Source organism: Kineococcus halophytocola (assembly GCF_041276425.1).
GTDB lineage: Bacteria > Actinomycetota > Actinomycetes > Actinomycetales > Kineococcaceae > Kineococcus > Kineococcus halophytocola.
The window spans coordinates 13,397-30,259 of record NZ_JBGFTU010000012.1; the positions used below are offsets into that span (position 1 = coordinate 13,397).

Genomic DNA, 16,863 nt, shown 5'->3' on the forward strand with positions numbered 1-16,863 from the left:
CCGCAGGTCTCTCACCGAGGGGGTGCAGCCGTGCCGTGGGTCTCCGGACGTCTCGTCGAGGCACCCGGTGAACCTGTGGTGCTCGCGCGGACGTGGCGCCGCCGCGCCGTCCTGGCCGTCCTCCTCGTCGTCGCGCTGCTCGTCGGGCGCGGTGCCACCGCCGACGGGGCCCACTTGGCCATCGTGTGGCCGGCCTCGGCGGTGGGGCTGCTGTGGCTCGCCGGGTCCCCGGGGCGCCGGCACCGGCTGGTCGACGGGGCCCTGCTCGTCCTGATCACGCTCGCCCTGCGCGTCGTGACCGCCCTGCCCGTCGCCGAGTCGGTCCTGCTCGCCGTCGCGGCCCTCGTCCACGCGCTCGTCGGCGCGCACGCCCACCGGCGCCTGGAACCGGCGGGGTTCCGGCTGGCCACCCCCGCGCACCTGCGGTCGCTGGCCCTGTCCTCCGTGGTCGGGGCCCTCGCCTCCACCCCCGTGGCCGCCCTCGCCTTCGCCGTCGACGACGCCGCCGACGCCCTGTCGGCCGGGCAGTGGCTGCTGCGGACCGGGGTGTCCACCTTCCTGCTCCTGGCGATCGTCCTGCGCGCCGCCGAACGACGCCCGGGGGCGCCCGGCAGCCGGGTCCGCCCCGTCGAGCGGCTGGCCATCCACGTGACGGCGGCCGGCACCTACGCCCTGTCGTTCTGGTTCGTCGACGGTGCGGCGGTCGCCTTCCTCGTCATCCCCGTGGCGGTCTGGGTCGCGCTGCGGCGCACCACCACCGCCGCGACGGTGCACGTCGTCCTCGCCGCCGCCGTCGTCGTGGCCTCGACCTGGGCCGGGCGGGGGCCGTGGGCGCACCTGGCCCCGGACCTGCAGGCGGTCTGCGCCGAGGCCTTCACCGGCGTCCTGGGGTTCCTGACCCTCGTCCTGGCCCTGTACCGCGACGAGAGCGCGGAGAACGCCCGGCACGCCGCCGAGCAGGCGGACCTGCTGTCGGCCGTCTTCGGCTCCATCTCCGACGCGGTGTGCGTCTTCGACGCCGAGGGGAACTCGATCCTGCGCAACCCGGCCGCCGACCGGCTGCTGGGCGGGCCGCGCGCCGCGCGCGGGGACTGGGGCCGGCGGATCGTCTTCGAGCGTCCCGACGGCACCGCCTGGGCCCCCGGGGAGCTCCCCGTCGCGCGCGCGTTGCGCGGGGAACCGGTCGACGGGCAGGACCTGCGCCTGCTGTCCCCGCAGCACCCGGGCGGCGTGCTGCTCAACGTCAGCGCCCGGCCGCTGCCGCGGGGGGAGGACCTGCGGTGGAGCGGCGGCGTCGTGGCGGCCTTCCACGACGTCACCGAGGTGCGGGCGGCGGCCGAGCGCGTCGCGCAGGCGCACGAACTGGTCTCCGGCGTGCTGGCCGCGGCCACCGAGCACGCGATCGTCGCGGTCGACACCGAGGGGCTGACCACGGTCTTCAACGAGGGGGCCGAGCGGATGCTCGGGTTCACCGCGGCCGAGGTCGTGGGCACCGACGCCGCGCGGTTCTTCCTGGCCGAGGAGCTGCGGGCGGCCGCGGCGGCCGAGGGTCTGGACGACCCGCGCCAGCTGTTCTTCCGGGTCGCCCGGCAGGGGCCGCGCACGTCGCGGTTCTCCTTCGTGCACCGCGACGGGCGGACCTTCCCGGTGAGCCTGACCACGACGGCGCTCCTGGGGGCCGACGGTGCGGTGCAGGGGTTCATCGGGATGGCGACGGACGTCTCGGAGCTGGAGGACTCCGAGGCGCTGTTCCGCAGCGCGCTGCAGGCCGCCCCGGTCGGCATCGCCCTGGTCCGGGCCTCCGGCGCGCAGGCCGGGCGCCTGCAGCGGGTCAACCGGTCGCTGTGCCGGTTCACGGGCCGGGCCGAGGGGGACCTGCTCGGGGCCGACGTCGGGGAGCTGTTCCTGGGCGGGGAGCGCGGCGACGACCTGTTCGCCGACGTGCTCAGCGGCTTCGTCCGCGAGCAGCGGTCGGCCCTGCAGGTCGAGCGGGCCGGGGCCGAACCCCTGCACGTGGAGGTCTCGACGACCCTCGTGCGGTTGCGCGGCGGCGAGGTCACCATGCTGTGCCTCGTCGAGGACGTCACCGAGCGCCGCGCCACCCAGGCCGAGCTGCAGCGCCTGGCCCTGCACGACGCCCTGACGGGCCTGCCCAACCGCCTGCTGTTCCTGGACCGCCTCGAGCACGCCGTCGCGGCCGCCCGCCGCGGGGCCGGGCACGTCGGGCTGCTCTACGTCGACCTCGACGGGTTCAAGGCGGTCAACGACACGGCCGGGCACGAGGCCGGGGACGACCTGCTCGTGCAGGTGGCGGCCCTGCTGTCCTCGTGCGTGCGCCCGGGCGACACCGTGGCCCGCCTCGGCGGGGACGAGTTCGCCGTCGTCTGCCCGGGCACCAGCGCCGAGCACGACCTCGTGACGGTGGGGCGCCGCGTGCTGGCCCTGCTGGGCAAGCCCCTGGCGGTGCGCGGGCACGGGGGCACCGAGCACCGGGCCGTCGTGGGCGCGAGCATCGGGGTGCGCTGGTGCACCGACGGGCGCCCGGCCGAGGAGCTGCTGCGCGACGCCGACGAAGCCATGTACGAGGCCAAGCGGGCCGGCAAGGGCCGGATCGTGGTGCACCACGGGGGACGGGGAACCGCCGTGCTGCGCCCCGCGTCCCACCTCTCACCCCAGTAGTGACCGCGAGTGACGAACTGAGCACGTTTCGTGTGGTCCATCTCACAGCCCGTCCCGGAGCGGCGCCCGGGACTGGTTGAGTGCGGCCCATGACGACGCCTCTCTCGCGGGTCCGCCCCCGGTCCTCCCGCCGTCCAACGGCCGCGGCCGCGCTGGGCACGACCCTCACCGCGCTCACCGCGCTCGCGCTCGCCGCCCCCGCCTCGGCCGACCCCACCGGCGGCGCCGACCCCGGGGTGGACCCGGCCGCCCTGCACGTCCTGGAGCGCACCAACGCCGCCCGGGCCGCCGCCGGCTGCGGCCCGCTGGTGCTCGACCCCGCCCTCGCGGCCGCCGCGCAGCAGCACACCGTCGAGATGGCCGCCACGGGCACGATGTCCCACACCGGCGCCGACGGCAGCTCCCCCCGGACCCGCCTGGCCGCCGTCGGGTCCTTCCCGGTGCGCACCGCGGAGAACGTGGCCGTCGGCTACGACGCCGACGGCGTCGTGGCGGCGTGGCTGGCCAGCCCCGGCCACCGCGCCAACGTCCTGGACTGCCGGCTGGCCGCGGTCGGCGTCGCCCAGGCCCCCGGAGCGGTGGGCACGTACTGGACGCAGGTCTTCGCCGGCTGGGCGTGACCCGGCTCGGCGTGACCCGGGCCGGGCGGCGGGGCATGCTGGACGGGCGCGGAACCCCGGCGGCGCGACCGGCGTCGGACGGGTGGGGCGCGGGACGCAGGACACGGGGTGCGACGGTCGCACCCGGGCGCCGGGAGGTCGTCGTGGCGGGTGCACCCTGGTGGGAGCAGTTCGACCCCTCCTCGACCGGTCCTGCCCGGGCCGCCGCCCGCCCCGCGCCGAGGGCGGGCACGGACGTGCTGAACCCCGCCGACCGTCCCGCCGTCGGGCAGGCCCCCCAGCAGACCCCCCAGCAGACCCCCCAGCAGACCCCCGGGCGGGATCCCGGGCAGGACCCCGTCCGGCCCGCTCCCCGCCCCCCGCGCGGCCTGCAGGTCCTCTCGGGGCTCCTGGCCCTCGTCCTCGTCGCCCTGCTCGGGGTGCTCGCCGCGCGCACGGTCGGTGCGTCGGCGCGGGCCCCGGCGGTGCCGGGGGGGACCGCCGCCGGGCCCACCAGGGCCGGGGACCCCTCGCCGTCCACCGGGAGCCTCGTGCCGGCCGGGACCGCCGCCGTCGACGCGGCCGCCACCGCCGAGCTCGACCGGCTGCGCGAGCGCGGCCTGCGGCTGCACCCCCCGCAGGGCCAGTGGGTCGCCCAGCTCGCGGCCAAGAGCGTCGGCACGACCGACCCCGGGCAGACCGCCGCGAACGGCAGCAGCACCTTCTACGCCGCCGACATCCTCGACCAGAGCCGCCGGATCGCCTCCGGGGTGGCCGGGGAGGACGTGTTCGTGCTGCACACCACCGACTTCGGCGACGGTCTCGTCGACGCCCGCGGCAACCCCTACTGGGTGACGCTGGTCGCCGGCCCGTTCGGCGACGGCGACGACGTGCGGACCTGGTGCGCCAGCATGTTCGCCTCCACCCCCGCCGCCGAGCGCGGGAACGTCTGCCTGCCCCGGCAGCTGACGCCGCGCTGAGCGGCCGGCGCCGCGGACCCGAGCACTGGGCCCCGCGGGCTCAGTGCGCGCCGGTGAGGTGCCCGGCGAGGCGTTCGTGCATCGCGGCGCTGGCCCGGTTGAGCCCCACCATCGTCACGTCCTTGCCCCGGGCCGCGTACTTGGTGCCGACCGCGTCGAGGACGGCCACCGTCGAGGCGTCCCAGACGTGGGAGTCGGACAGGTCGATCACCACGGTGCCGGGGTCGCCGGCGTAGTCGAACTGCCCGAGCAGGTCGTTGGAGGAGGCGAAGAACAGGGCCCCGTGCACGTGGTACGTCTTGACGGTCCCGTCCTCGCTCAGCACGCCGTCCACCTCCACGAGGTGCGCGACGCGGCGGGCGAACAGCAGGGCGGCGACGAGGACGCCGACGAGGACGCCGATGGCGAGGTTGTGGGTCACCACGACGACCACGACGGTCGTCACCATGACGGTCGTCTCGCTGCACGGCATCCGCCGCAGCGTCGCCGGCCGGACCGAGTGCCAGTCGAAGGTGCCGACGGCGACCATCACCATGACGGCGGCCAGGGCGGCCATCGGGATGGTGGCGACGACGTCGCCGAGGCCGACGACGAGGATCAGCAGGAAGGTCCCGGCCAGGAACGTCGACAGGCGGGTGCGGGCCCCGGACCGGACGTTGATCATGGTCTGGCCGATCATCGCGCAGCCGCCCATGCCGCCGAAGAACCCGGTGATGACGTTGGCGGCGCCCTGGCCCCAGGCCTCGCGGGTCTTGGAGGAGCCGGTGTCGGTGACCTCGTCGACGAGCTTGGCCGTCATCAGCGACTCCATGAGCCCGACCAGGGCCATGCCGAACGCGTAGGGGGCGATGATCCGCAGCGTCTCCAGGGTCAGGGGGACGTCCGGCAGGCCGAGCACGGGCAGGCTGTCGGGCAGGGCGCCCTCGTCGCCGACGTTCGGCACGGCCAGGTGCGCCGCGACGGTCAGCACGGTCAGGACGGCGATCGCGACGAGGGGGGCGGGCACGGCGGTCGTCAGCCTCGGCAGGAACACCATGATCGCCAGGGCGGCGGCCACCATCGGGTAGACCAGCCACGGCACGCCGACCAGGTGCGGCACCTGCGCCCAGAAGATGAGGATCGCCAGGGCGTTGACGAAGCCGACCATGACGCTGCGCGGGACGAAGCGCATGAGCCGCGGCACCCGCAGCACCCCCAGGACGACCTGGACGAGCCCGGCGAGGATGACGGTGGCGATGAGGAAGTCCAGGCCGTGCTCGCGCACGACCGGGGCGACGACCAGGGCGACCGCGCCGGTGGCGGCCGAGATCATGGCCGGCCGGCCGCCGAGGACGGAGATGGAGACGGCCATCGTGAAGGAGGCGAACAGGCCGACGCGGGGGTCGACCCCGGCGATGATCGAGAACGAGATCGCCTCGGGGATGAGGGCCAGGGCCACGACGAGGCCGGCCAGCACCTCGGTCCGCAGGACGGCGGGGGTGGGCAGGCTCGGGAGCAGGGGCCGGCGCGGGGGCCGGCGCGGGGGCGTGGCGGTGAGGGTCACGGACGTCCGTTCTGCGGGGAGGCCGGGAAGCGGGGTGGTGCCCCGGCGGGGGCGCGCTCGGGCGGGGGCACCGTCGGTCACAGACTCTACCTTGACGTGAGGAGAAGGTTGTCGTGCAGTCCGACACCTGATGGACGGAGCGTCGGCAGCCGTCACGCTGCGTCGAGAACTTCGAGCGATCGGGTGGTCCTGACGATCGCGTCCTCCCGGGTCCCCGCGGCGACCACCGGGGGAGCGGGGCCGGGGTGGCGCCCCACGAGCACCGGGAGACGGCGGGGAGACGGCGGGGAGGCGGCGGGGAGACGGCGGGGGACGGGTGGCAGACGTCGCTTGCGGAGACCGCCTCGGGAATCTACCTTCACGTCACGGTAGGGTTGACGACGCCGGCAGACCTCGGGGGGAGGCGCTCGTGCACGTGAGCACCGGGCGCGCGCGCTCGACCGGCGGGGCCCGTCCCCACCGGCACGCCCTCGTCCCCACCGGCACGCCCTCGTCCCCGCCCCGCTCGTCCCCGCCCCGCTCGTCCCCGCCCCGCTCGTCCCCGCCCTGCGCGCCGCCGTCCGGCGAGCGCAGACCCGTCCGGAACGAGGTCCTGTGACCACGCGCACCAACCCGACCCCGCCCGCCGGGACGTCCGCCGGCCGCGCCCGGCGCCACGCCGGCCGTCCCCGGGTCCCGGCCGCCCCGCGCGGTGCGGCCGCGCGGGGGCGCACCCTGGCCGCCGCGTTCGACTCCCGCCACAACGCGCTCGACGTCCTGCGCCTCGCGCTCGCCCTCACCGTCGCGGTCGTCCACACGATGTACCTGGGCCTGGGGCACCAGCCGCAGGCCGGGTCCACCGACGTCGGCAGCCTGGCCGTGGACGGGTTCTTCGTCCTCAGCGGCTTCCTCGTGGCCCGCAGCTGGCTGCGCCTGGGCTCCCTGCGCCGGTTCCTGTGGCACCGGGCGCTGCGGATCCTGCCCGCCTTCTACGTCAGCCTCGCCCTGACCGCGCTCGTCGTCGCCCCGCTGCTCGCGGTGCTCTCCGGCCGCAGCGCCACCTCGGTGTTCTCCGGCCCGGACTCCGCCGTCGGCTACGTCACCCGCAACGCCGGGCTGCTCATGCGCCAGTTCGGGATCGCCGGCCTGGGCGACGACGGCAGCGGCTCGGTCGTCAACGGCTCGCTGTGGACGCTGTTCTTCGAGGCCGCCTGCTACGGCATCGTCGCCGGCCTGGGGGTGCTCGGCGTCCTGGCCCGCCGGCGGTGGGTCGTCCCGGCCCTGCTGGTCCTGCTGTGGGCCCTGACCGTCTCGGCGACGGCCGGGTACAACCCGGTCGGGTCCGAGCTCATGCTGCGCTTCGCGTTCATCTTCCTGCTGGGCGTGGCCGGGCACCTGTACGCCGACCGGCTGCCGCTGTCCCTGCCGCTGGCCGCCCTGGCCGTGGCCCTCGTGGCCGCCGGGCTCGCGCTGCTGCCGGACTACCGGGCCCTGGGGGGCCCGGCCTTCGCCTACGCCTTCCTCTACGCCGTCGTGCGCCTGCCGCTGCGGTGGCGGCCGCGGTGGGACCTGTCCTACGGCGTCTACGTCTGGCACTGGCCGATCGCCCTCACGCTGGCGACCGCCGGTCTGGCGGGCGCCGTCGGCCCGGTCTTCGTCCCGCTCAGCCTGGCCGTCACCGCGGTGGTCGCGGCCCTGTCCTGGCGCGTGGTCGAGGCGCCCGCCCTGTCCCTGAAGAACGCCGCCTGGGTCACCGCCGGGCGCGTCCGCCGCCCGTAGGGTGATCCGGGTGAGCACGGGACAGCACGAGATCGGGGCGGACACCGCGGACCCCGCGCCCACCGCCGACCCCGCGGACGGCGCCGTCTACCAGGTCGGCGAGGTGGCCGAACGGGTCCGGCTCTCGCACCGGACCGTGCGCTACTACGACGACCAGGGGCTGCTGAGCGCCGCCCGCAGCGCGGGGAACTACCGCCTCTACAGCCGGTCGGACATCGAGCGCATGCTGATGATCCGGCGCATGAAGCCGCTCGGCTTCAGCCTGGAGGAGATGCGCCACGTGCTCGGCGTCCTGGACCGCGTCGACCGCGAGAGCGCCCAGGCCCCGGAGCTGGAGCTGGAGCTGCGCCGCGCCATCGACGACGTCCGGGAGCGCCGGGACAAGCTGGCCGAGCAGATGGCGGGCGCCGACGAGTTCCTCGCCGCCCTGCGCGCCCGCCTGCCCTGACGCCCTCAGTCGGTGAGGTCCCCCCGGTCGCCCACCGCCGAGTGCTCGCGCAGCGGCCGGGCCTGCGGCAGCCGCGTCCCGATGACCTGGTCGATGATCCGGTGGGCGATGGACTGCGCGTCCAGGCCCGCGTCGCGCAGGATCTCGGCCCGCGAGGCGTGGTCGAGGAACTGGTCGGGCAGCCCGAGCTCGGTGACGCCGGTGTCGACGTCGGCCTCGCGCAGGTCCTGGCGCAGCCGGGTGCCGATCCCGCCGACGCGCACACCGTCCTCGATCGTCACCACGAGGCGGTGCTCGCGGCACAGCTCGATGAGCGAGGAGGCGACCGGCACGACCCAGCGGGGGTCGACGACGGTGGCACCGATGCCCTGCGCGGCCAGCAGCGCGGCCGTCTCCAGGGCCGTCGTGGCCATCGACCCGACCGCGACGAGCAGGACGTCGCGGGAGGAGTCGGGGGCCTCGGCGAGCACGTCGACCCCGTCGGGCAGGCGGAACACCCGTGGGACGTCCGGTCCGACCGCGCCCTTGGGGTAGCGCAGGACGGTCGGGGCGTCCTCGACGGCGATCGCCTCGGCCAGCTCCTCGCGCAGGGTCGCCGCGTCGCGCGGGGCGGCGATCCGGATGCCCGGGACCACCTGCAGCAGGGCCAGGTCCCACATGCCGTGGTGGCTGGGCCCGTCCGGCCCGGTGACCCCCGAGCGGTCCAGCACGAACGTCACCCCCGCCTCGTGCAGGGCCACGTCCATGAGGACCTGGTCGAAGGCGCGGTTGACGAACGTGGCGTACAGGGCGACGACGGGGTGCAGGCCGCCGTAGGCCAGGCCCGCGGCCGTCGTGACCGCGTGCTGCTCGGCGATGCCGACGTCGAACACCCGCTCGGGGTGGCGTTCGGCGAACGTGTGCAACCCGGTGGGCCGCAGCATGGCCGCCGTGATCGCGACGATCCGGGAGTTCTCCTCCCCGAGGTCGGCCAGTTCCCCGGAGAACACCGACGTCCACGACGTCCCGCCGGCCACCTCCAGGGACTCCCCCGTCGTGGGGTCGATCTTCCCGACGGCGTGGAACTGGTCGGCCTGGTCGCGCAGGGCCGGTTCGAACCCGTGCCCCTTCTCGGTGATCGCGTGGACGATGACCGGGGTGCCGTAGTCGCGGGCCTGCCGCAGCGCCTGCTCCAGCGCCTCCTGGTCGTGCCCGTCGACGGGGCCGACGTACTTCACGTCCAGGTTGGAGTACAGCGCCTCGTTGTCGGTGAAGCGGGCCAGGAACCCCCGCATCCCCCCGCGCAGCCCGCGGTAGAACGCGCGGCCCGGCGAGCCGAACCGGTCGGCCGCGGCCTGGCTCTTCTCGTGCAGCCGTCGGTACTCGCTGCGGGTCCGCACGGTGCTGAGGAACCGGGCCATCCCGCCGATCGTGGCGCCGTAGGAGCGGCCGTTGTCGTTGACGACGATCACCAGCCGGCGGTCGTTGTCGTGGGACATGTTGTTCAGCGCCTCCCACGTCATCCCGCCCGTGAGCGCGCCGTCACCGACGACGGCGACGACCGTGCGGTCGGACTGGCCGGACAGCTTGAACGCGCGGGAGATCCCGTCGGCCCACGACAGCGACGCCGAGGCGTGGGAGGACTCCACGATGTCGTGCTCGGACTCGCTGCGCTGGGGGTAGCCGGCCAGGCCGCCGCGCTCGCGCAGGTGGGAGAAGTCCTGCCGCCCCGTCAGCAGCTTGTGCACGTACGCCTGGTGGCCCGTGTCGAAGATGATCGGGTCCTTGGGGGAGTCGAAGACGCGGTGCAGGGCCAGCGTCAGTTCCACCACCCCGAGGTTCGGGCCCAGGTGACCACCCGTCTTCGCGACCGCCGCGACGAGGAAGCGGCGGATCTCGGCCGCCAGCTCGTCCAGTTGCGCCGGGGTCAGGTCGTCGAGGTCTCGGGGAGACCGGATCGATCCGAGCAGGTCCACAGGTGCTCCTCTCGTCTGCGCAGGCAGCTTAGGCGGCTGCCCGCGGCCCGCCAGTCCGTACCCGGCCCGTCCCGGGTCGGCCCGGCTCACCGCGGCGGGGTGCGCTCACCCGTCCGCCGCCGCGTCCACCGTTCGGCCCCGCCGAGGGCCAGCAGCACGACCACGGCGGCCAGGCCCTCCAGCCCCGCCCGCACCGGGCTGTCGCCGAACGCGAGCGCGGCCAGCAGCGCCACCGCCAGGCCGGCCCCCGCGCAGGCCAGGACGAAGCGGGGTGTCGACGTGCGGGGCGCCGGTCGGGGGTCCACCGCGTCAGGGTGCCCCCGCGGGCGCGGGGTGTCGAACGCTGGGCGGGCGGGGCGCCGGTGCCGGACCCAGGATGACGTCGTGCCCCTGCTGCCCCCACCGCCCACCGGCCGCCCGGCGGTGCTCGACTGGGTCCGCACCCACCTCGGGCACCTCACCGCCGAGGCCCCCGGGGACGTCGCGGCCTCGGCCGTCCGCGGCGGGCAGTCCGCCGCCGACGCCGCGCTGGCCGCCCTCGACCTCACCGGGTACGCCGCCCGGCGCAACGAGGTGCTGCCCGCCTCCCGGCGCGGGGCGACGCGGCTGTCCCCCCACGTCCGGCACGGTCTGCTGCCGCTGCCCGCCGTCTGGGCCGCCGCGAAGGACGCCCCCGCCCGGGACCGGGCGACGTTCCGCGACGAGCTGCTGTGGCAGGAGTACGCCCGGCACCTGTACGCCCGCCTCGGGCGCGCGACCGGGGCCGACCTGCGCTTCGCGGGCCCCGTCCCGGCCCGGCCGTGGACCCGGGAGCCGTGGCCGGAGGACATGGCCTGCGTCGCCGCGACGGCCCGGGAGCTGCGCGAGGACGGGTGGCTGGTGAACCAGACCCGGATGTGGCTGGCCTCGCAGTGGCCGGTGCGGGCCGGCGCGGACTGGCGCGACGGCGCCCGCGAGATGTACCGGCACCTGCTCGACGGGTCCGCCGCGGCGAACCGCCTGGGCTGGCAGTGGGCCGTCGGCACCGGCACCGGGAAGGTCTACGGGTTCAGCCGCCGGCAGGTCGAGAAGCGGGCGCCCGGGCTGTGCGGGACGTGCGCGCTGCGGGCGGCCTGCCCCGTCCAGGACTGGCCCGAGACCGACGCCGGCCCGCGCGTGGAGCCGCCCGAGGGCCTGGCCGGTGGCCCCACCGACGCCGGCCCGGAGCGGGCGGAGCTGCGGGGCGAGCCCGAGGCCGTGTGGCTGACCGCGGAGTCCCTGGGCGAGGCCGACCCGGCCCTGGCCGCCCACCCAGACCTGCCCGCCGTCTTCGTCCTCGACGAACCGCTGCTGCGGCGGCTGCGCCTGTCCGGCAAGCGGCTCGTCTTCCTCGCCGAGACCCTGTCCGAGCTGGGCTGCGACGTCCACCTCGGCGACCCCGTCACCGAGCTCGCCGGCCGGCGCCTGGCCGTGACGTTCGCGCCCGTGCCGGGGTTCGCCCGCCGCTCGGCCCGCCTCGACGTCGCGGCCCTGCACCCCTGGCCGTGGCTGCGCCGCCCCGGGTCCGGGTCGCTGCGCTCCTTCAGCGCCTGGGCCCGCACGGCGCGCTGAGACCGCTCAGGCCGCCGGGCCCCCGGGGTGCGCCAGCGCGCGCCCGACCTGCGCGAACGCCTCCCGCAGCCGCTGCTCGTCCAGCTCGTCCAGGTCGGCGCGCGCCGCCGCCGCCCGCACCCGGCTGAGCTGGTCGCGGACCGCGGTGCGCACCACCGGCCGCGACGTCGACCAGGCGACCTCGCCCAGCAGGTCCGCGACCCGGGCCAGGACCGCCGGGTCGGTGGCGTACCGCACCGGCTGGGCCACGGCCAGGTCCAGCAGCTCCGGCATCCCCGGGCGGCGCAGGACCAGCCGGGTCGTCCCGTCCTCGTCGCGGCCCACCTGGTCCCCCAGGGGACGGTCGGCCACCGAGCACAGGAACGCCGATGCGTGCCCCAGCGCGTGCACCGCCGTCGTCGGGTCGTTGATCCCCGGCGACAGCGCCTTGTCCGCCACGTCCACGAGCTGACGCAGCCCGAAGGCCAGGTCCTGCGCCTGGGTGGGTTCGGACCCGATCTGCACCGCGTCCCGGAGCGCCTCCTGCACCCGCCGCCGCACGTCGGGGTCCAGCGCCGGACCCGACCGCGGCCAGCACCACGCCAGCGGGGTGCCCCGCACCACCGAGCTGCCCGGGAACCGCTCGACCACCACGACGACGTCCTGCTCCGTGGCCGCCTCGAGCAGGGCGTCCTCCTGGACCAGGCACAGGAACCCCGACCCCGCCGCGGGCAGCGGGACCGCGTGGTCGGGCACCCGGACCGGGCTCCGGTCCACCTCCACGGTGCCGTCGGTCGGGTACAGCAGGTCCGCGGTGCGGCACGCGTCGGCCTGCACCCGCTCCAGCATCGTCTCCACCCGGATCTCCCGCGCCAGGTGCGCCAGGAACAGCACCAGGCAGACCACGCTGGCCACCGCCAGCAGGAACGCCACCGTCACCGAGATGCGCGGCACCACCGCCGAGACGCCCGCTGCCCCGTCGTCGTCGCTGGGGCTGCGCACCGTGCGCAGCACCGTCAGCGCGTACGTGAACGTGGACAGGAACACCGCCAGCGTGGTGTGCACGAACCGGTCCTGGGTGAACGTGCGCAGCAGCCGGGGGGAGAACTGGCTGCTGGCCAGCTGCAACGTCACCACGGTCAGGGAGAACGTCAGCGAGGTGACCGTGATGAGGGAGCTGGCCACCGCGTCCAGGACGGTCCGGGCGGCACCGGCCCCACCCCCGAACACGAGGTCGCGCACGGCGGCCGGCAGGTGCTCGTCGACCCGCTCGTCCAGCAGCGGCAGCAGCACCCCCGCGACCACGGCCAGCACGACGCCGGTCACGGGCACGGGCCACAGGCGGGTGCGGGCGGCCTCCTGCAGGGCGGCGATCCGGACCCCGGAGCGTTTCGTCACCCCTGCACTCTGGACCCTCCCGCCGCGGGCCACCCGCCCACCGCCCACCGCGCGAGGGGTGCGGCGTTCCGGTACGCAGCGGGTCGTGGGAGACGGATCCGCGCCCGGGCGCGTGCTGCTCGTCCAGCACGCCGAGAAGGGCCGCGGCGCCGACCCCGGGCTGACCCGCCGCGGCGTCCGGCAGGCCACGACGTCGCGGCGGCGCTCGCCGACCTCGCCGGCCCCGGGGGCCTCGGGGTCCGGCAGGTCCACACCAGCCTCCGCCGCCGCGCCCGCCGGACCGCCGCCCCGCTGACCGAGCTGGTGCTCGTGGAGGGCCGGTGGCGCCTCGTGCGGCTGGCCGCCACCGGCCACCTCACGGGCTGAGGCCTCGGGTCAGAGCGTCAGGGACGGGTGCAGCTTGCCGACCGTCCACACCCGCCGGCGGTGGCAGGCGAGCACCGTCACCCCCAGGGCCAGCACGCCGAAGGCGGCCAGGACACCGGCGTCGAGCAGGACCGGGCCCGTGGCGGCACCGGTGATGAGGTGGCGCAGGCCGTCGGCCGCGTACGACATCGGCAGGAACGGGTGCAGGGCCTGGAAGAACGCCGGGGACGTGCCGACCGGGTAGGTGCCGCCGGCGGAGGTGAGCTGCAGCACGAGCAGGACGAGGGCCACGAGGCGGCCCACCCCGCCGAGCAGGGCGTTCAGGCACTGGTGGATCGCGGTGAAGACCACCGCGATCAGCGCGGCGAACGCCACGGTCGCGACGGGGTTCGGCGAGGCGATCCCCACGGCCAGCAGCAGCACGAGCCCCAGGACGACGGCCTGGGCGACCCCGAGCAGGGCCCCGGGCGCCCAGCCGGCCACGGCGGCGCGGTAGGAGGAGGCGGTGGAGGCCAGCGCCCGCGGGGACACCGCGCGCAGCACCATGTACGTCACCATCCCGCCGACCCACAGCGCGACCGGCACGAACAGCGGGGCCAGCCCGTCGCTGTACCGGGACACGGCGTGGTCCTTGACCCGGTCGGCGTTCACGGGGGCCGCGACGACCCCGGCCCGGTCCGCGGCCGCGTCGCCGGAGTAGACCGGCACCTCGTCCTGGCCCCGGGCGAGCTGGTCCTGCAGGGAACCGGTGCCGTCGGCGAGGCGGCGGGTGCCGTCGGCGAGGCGGCCGGCCCCGTCGCGGGCCTGGGCCGTGCCGTCGACCAGCGCGGTGGCGCCGTCGTCGACGCGGGCGGCGCCGTCGGACAGCGCGGCCGCGCCGTCGGCGGCGTCGTGCGCCCCGCCGGCCAGCCGGCGGGTGCCGGTGGCGAGGTCCCCGGCCCCGTCGGCGGCCGTCGCGACCCCCTGCTGCAGGGCGGGGGCGGCCGCGGCGAGCCGGCCCGCGCCGGCCGAGACGGCCGAGGCGCCCTCGGACAGCTGCTGCGCCCCGGTGACCAGGGTGTCGACCTGCTCGCGGGCCCGGCGGCCGACCTCGGTCAGGGAGCCGTCGGCGAGCGCCTGCCGGGCCTGCTCCAGGCGGCGGACGGTCGCGGCGAGGGTCTCGTCGTCGGGGTCGGCGTCGGCGAGCCGGCGGGCCTGGACGAGCAGGTCGTCGACGACCGGGGCCAGCGCGTCGGCCTCCTCCAGGGCGGGCAGCACCTGGTCGGCCGCGCCGGCGACGGCCTGGGCGCCCTCGGCGACCCGTCCCGCCCCGGTCGCGACCCGGGAGGCGCCGTCGGACAGCTGGGCGGTCTGGGCGGGCAGGTCCTGCGTCGCGCTGCGCAGCCGGTCCAGGCCGGTGGCGAGCTGCCCGGCGCCGCTGGCCGCGCCGTCGGCGCCGGCGGCGACCTGGGCGGTGCCGTCGGCCAGGGCCGCGGACCCGGCGCGCAGCTGCCCGGTGCCGTCGACGAGCTGGGCGGCGCCCCGGCCGAGGTCGCCGAGGCCGACGACGAGCGCACCGGCGCCCTCGTCGGCCTGCCGGGCGCCGTCGGCGAGCTGACCGGCGCCGTCGGCGGCGCGGCCCAGGGAGTCGTGGATGGAGGAGAACGCGACGTAGACGTTCTGGAGGTAGTCGGCCGTCGCCCCCGAGGCGACCCGGGTGCGGATGGTGGTGGCCAGGGTGTTCGCGACCTGGCCCAGGATGTAGTTCTCGGCGTCGTCGGTCGTCACGGACAGCCGGGCCTGCCGGGGGTCCTCGCCCCCGGTGGAGGCCAGGGCGGCGGAGAACCCGGCGGGGATGCGCAGCACGGCGGCGAACTCCCCGTCGCGCAGGCCCTGCGCGGCCTCCTCCTCGGTGGCGCTGCGCCAGTGGAACCCGGCGGCGGCCTCGGGGCCGGTGAGCTCCTCCAGGAGTTCCCCGCCCGCGTCGACGGTGCGCGGGGAGCCGTCGACCCCGGTGACGGTGGCCGGGACGTCGGAGTTCACGACGGCGGCCTGCAGGTTCGACAGCCGGCTCAGGGGGTCGCTGTTGGACCACAGGTAGAGCCCGCCGTAGACGAGCGGGACGAGGACGACGGCGAGGATCGCGAGCTTGGTGATGGTGGCGCGGCGGAAGCGGGCCAGTTCCAGGCCGGGGAGGGTGGCGCGGGGGAGTTTCACTGTTCGTCCTGGAGGTCGAGGAGGATGCGGCCGTCGTCGGTGCGCCACGGGATGTCGGAGCTGTCGGAGCAGCTGGCCAGGACGGTCAGGTCGCCCGTCTCCTGCAGGGCCGCCAGCGAGGTCCACGCGCGGCGCCGGTCCTCGGTGCGGCGCAGGGAGTCCACGTCGTCCACGACGAGGACGTCGGGGCGGCCGACGAGGGCGAGCACGACGCCGAGGGTCAGGCGTTCCAGGGGTTGCAGGTCGCTGACGAACTCCCGGGCCCGCAGCGTCGACGCCGGCCCCCCGCCGGCGGTGCGGGCCAGGTCCTCCTGGACGCGCCGCAGCTGCTCGGCGACCTCCTCGGCGGTGACCCAGGGCCGGTGCCAGGGGCGGTGCAGGACGAGGCGTTCGGCGATGTGCTGCTCGACGGTGAGGGCGTCGTCGAGCTCGTTGACGCCCCGGACCTCGGCCAGGGCCACCCGGCGGCGGACCCGGCCCGCCCGGGCCGGCAGGGGTTCGCCCAGGACGGTGAGCTCCCCGCCGGTGGGTCGCATGCGCCCGGCCAGCGTCAGCAGCAGCGACGTCTTGCCCGCCGAGGCGGGCCCGCGCACGACGAGGGTGGCCCCGGCGGGGACGTCGAGGTCGAGGCCGGAGAAGACGGTGCGGCCACCGGCCCGCAGTTCCAGGCCCCGGGCCCGCACGACGGGGCCGGGGGTCTGCGCGGGGTTCTGCGCGGAGTTCTCCGCGGGGGTCTCGGCGGGGGTGCTCACGCGGGCACCTCCTCGGTGAAGGTCTGCAGCGCCACGGTGAGCAGCCGGGGACCGACGCCGGTGGGCTCGCCGAGCAGGTGCGCGGTGACGAGCCCCTCGTGCGCGGTGACCAGCGCGCGGACGAGGTCGTCGACCGGGACGGTGGGGCGACGCCCGATGCGCTCCAGGGCCTGGACGAGGACGGGGGCCAGCCGGGCGCGCAGCTCGGCGCGCTGCCGGGTCAGCGTCGTGGCGGCCTCGGGGTTGCGCAGCGCCTGGGCGGTGAACTCGGTGCGGACGGCGTGCCACTGCCGGTCGACGGGCAGGACCTGCAGGACGTGCCCGACGAGCTGGTCGAGGTCGGTCCCCGGCAGGCCACCGGCCAGCCGTTCCTCCACCCGTTCGACGAGGGCCCCGGCCTGGTCGGTGTAGAGGGCGGCGACGACGTCGTCCATCGTCGCGAAGTTGGAGTAGAAGGCGCCGCGGGTGTAGCCGGCGCGCTCGCAGACGTTCTCGACGCTGCTGCGGGCCAGCCCGCGCTCGCCGAGGACGTCGAGGGCGGCGGCCAGCAGGCGGGCGCGGGTCTCGGCGCGGCGCCGCGTGGTGCGCGCGTCGGTCGTGGTGGTCACGGGACCAGCCTA

14 protein-coding genes are annotated in these 16,863 nt (G+C 76.6%); 7 read left to right on the forward strand and 7 right to left on the reverse strand.

Features of this window, described 5'->3' with window-relative positions; translation table 11 throughout:
* Nucleotides 1-30: 30 nt before the first annotated feature.
* The 3 genes from AB2L27_RS11670 to AB2L27_RS11680 all read left to right on the forward strand — a co-directional run bounded on the left by AB2L27_RS11670 (nt 31) and on the right by AB2L27_RS11680 (nt 4,258).
* Nucleotides 31-2,679: a diguanylate cyclase domain-containing protein gene (locus AB2L27_RS11670; protein ID WP_370441648.1), complete on the forward strand. Its 2,649-nt coding sequence runs from the start codon at nt 31-33 to the stop codon at nt 2,677-2,679.
* Between the two features lie 89 nt (nt 2,680-2,768).
* Entirely contained in the window at nt 2,769-3,299 is a 531-nt protein-coding gene (locus tag AB2L27_RS11675) for a CAP domain-containing protein (protein WP_370441649.1), read from the forward strand.
* A 143-nt stretch (nt 3,300-3,442) separates the two neighbouring features.
* Nucleotides 3,443-4,258, forward strand: a complete 816-nt coding sequence (locus tag AB2L27_RS11680; RefSeq protein WP_370441650.1) for a hypothetical protein — start codon at nt 3,443-3,445, stop codon at nt 4,256-4,258.
* A gap of 40 nt (nt 4,259-4,298) precedes the next feature.
* Here the strand turns inward: AB2L27_RS11680 and AB2L27_RS11685 are convergent, their stop codons facing one another.
* The gene (locus AB2L27_RS11685) at nt 4,299-5,801 is read right to left on the reverse strand and encodes a SulP family inorganic anion transporter (protein ID WP_370441651.1); all 1,503 of its coding nucleotides are present in this window, start codon (nt 5,799-5,801) and stop codon (nt 4,299-4,301) included.
* 594 nt (nt 5,802-6,395) lie between these two features.
* On the opposite strand from AB2L27_RS11685, the gene AB2L27_RS11690 reads away from it, so the two are divergent.
* Both AB2L27_RS11690 and AB2L27_RS11695 read left to right on the forward strand, forming a co-directional pair.
* The gene (locus tag AB2L27_RS11690; RefSeq protein WP_370441652.1) at nt 6,396-7,559 is read left to right on the forward strand and encodes an acyltransferase family protein; all 1,164 of its coding nucleotides are present in this window, start codon (nt 6,396-6,398) and stop codon (nt 7,557-7,559) included.
* A gap of 10 nt (nt 7,560-7,569) precedes the next feature.
* Entirely contained in the window at nt 7,570-8,007 is a 438-nt protein-coding gene (locus AB2L27_RS11695; RefSeq protein ID WP_370441653.1) for a MerR family transcriptional regulator, read from the forward strand.
* A 5-nt stretch (nt 8,008-8,012) separates the two neighbouring features.
* On the opposite strand, the gene dxs is transcribed toward AB2L27_RS11695, so the two are convergent.
* Together dxs and AB2L27_RS11705 are read right to left on the reverse strand one after the other, a co-directional pair.
* Nucleotides 8,013-9,962, reverse strand: a complete 1,950-nt coding sequence (gene dxs, locus AB2L27_RS11700) for a 1-deoxy-D-xylulose-5-phosphate synthase (RefSeq protein ID WP_370441654.1) — start codon at nt 9,960-9,962, stop codon at nt 8,013-8,015.
* Nucleotides 9,963-10,048: 86 nt separating this feature from the next.
* Nucleotides 10,049-10,267 carry a hypothetical protein gene (locus AB2L27_RS11705; protein ID WP_370441655.1) on the reverse strand — a complete coding sequence of 73 codons (219 nt, stop codon included), beginning with the start codon at nt 10,265-10,267 and terminating at the stop codon, nt 10,049-10,051.
* A 79-nt stretch (nt 10,268-10,346) separates the two neighbouring features.
* Here AB2L27_RS11705 and AB2L27_RS11710 point away from each other — a divergent pair, with 79 nt between their 5' ends.
* Nucleotides 10,347-11,552, forward strand: a complete 1,206-nt coding sequence (locus AB2L27_RS11710; RefSeq protein ID WP_370441656.1) for an FAD-binding domain-containing protein — start codon at nt 10,347-10,349, stop codon at nt 11,550-11,552.
* Between the two features lie 6 nt (nt 11,553-11,558).
* On the opposite strand, the gene AB2L27_RS11715 is transcribed toward AB2L27_RS11710, so the two are convergent.
* Entirely contained in the window at nt 11,559-12,929 is a 1,371-nt protein-coding gene (locus AB2L27_RS11715; protein ID WP_370441657.1) for a DUF2254 domain-containing protein, read from the reverse strand.
* Nucleotides 12,930-13,014: 85 nt separating this feature from the next.
* On the opposite strand from AB2L27_RS11715, the gene AB2L27_RS11720 reads away from it, so the two are divergent.
* The gene (locus tag AB2L27_RS11720) at nt 13,015-13,224 is read left to right on the forward strand and encodes a hypothetical protein (protein ID WP_370441658.1); all 210 of its coding nucleotides are present in this window, start codon (nt 13,015-13,017) and stop codon (nt 13,222-13,224) included.
* Nucleotides 13,225-13,304: 80 nt separating this feature from the next.
* Here AB2L27_RS11720 and AB2L27_RS11725 read toward each other — a convergent pair whose 3' ends face one another.
* Genes AB2L27_RS11725 through AB2L27_RS11735 form a run of 3 tightly spaced genes read right to left on the reverse strand, consistent with a single transcriptional unit; the run spans nt 13,305 to nt 16,851 of the window.
* Nucleotides 13,305-15,491 (reverse strand): YhgE/Pip domain-containing protein, encoded by a 2,187-nt coding sequence (locus tag AB2L27_RS11725; RefSeq protein WP_370441659.1) that lies wholly within the window; start codon nt 15,489-15,491, stop codon nt 13,305-13,307.
* On the reverse strand, nt 15,488-16,243 hold the full coding sequence (locus tag AB2L27_RS11730) for an ABC transporter ATP-binding protein (RefSeq protein WP_370441660.1): 756 nt from the start codon (nt 16,241-16,243) through the stop codon (nt 15,488-15,490). The genes AB2L27_RS11725 and AB2L27_RS11730 overlap by 4 nt, the downstream gene beginning before the upstream one ends.
* On the reverse strand, nt 16,240-16,851 hold the full coding sequence (locus AB2L27_RS11735; RefSeq protein ID WP_370441661.1) for a TetR/AcrR family transcriptional regulator: 612 nt from the start codon (nt 16,849-16,851) through the stop codon (nt 16,240-16,242). Before AB2L27_RS11735 ends, AB2L27_RS11730 begins: the two co-directional genes overlap by 4 nt.
* Between the last annotated feature and the right edge of the window lie 12 nt (nt 16,852-16,863).

Excerpts from the sequence above, each read along its gene's own strand:
- AB2L27_RS11675 (WP_370441649.1), top strand. The coding sequence starts at position 2,769 with ATGACGACGCCTCTCTCGCGGGTCCGCCCCCGGTCCTCCCGCCGTCCA.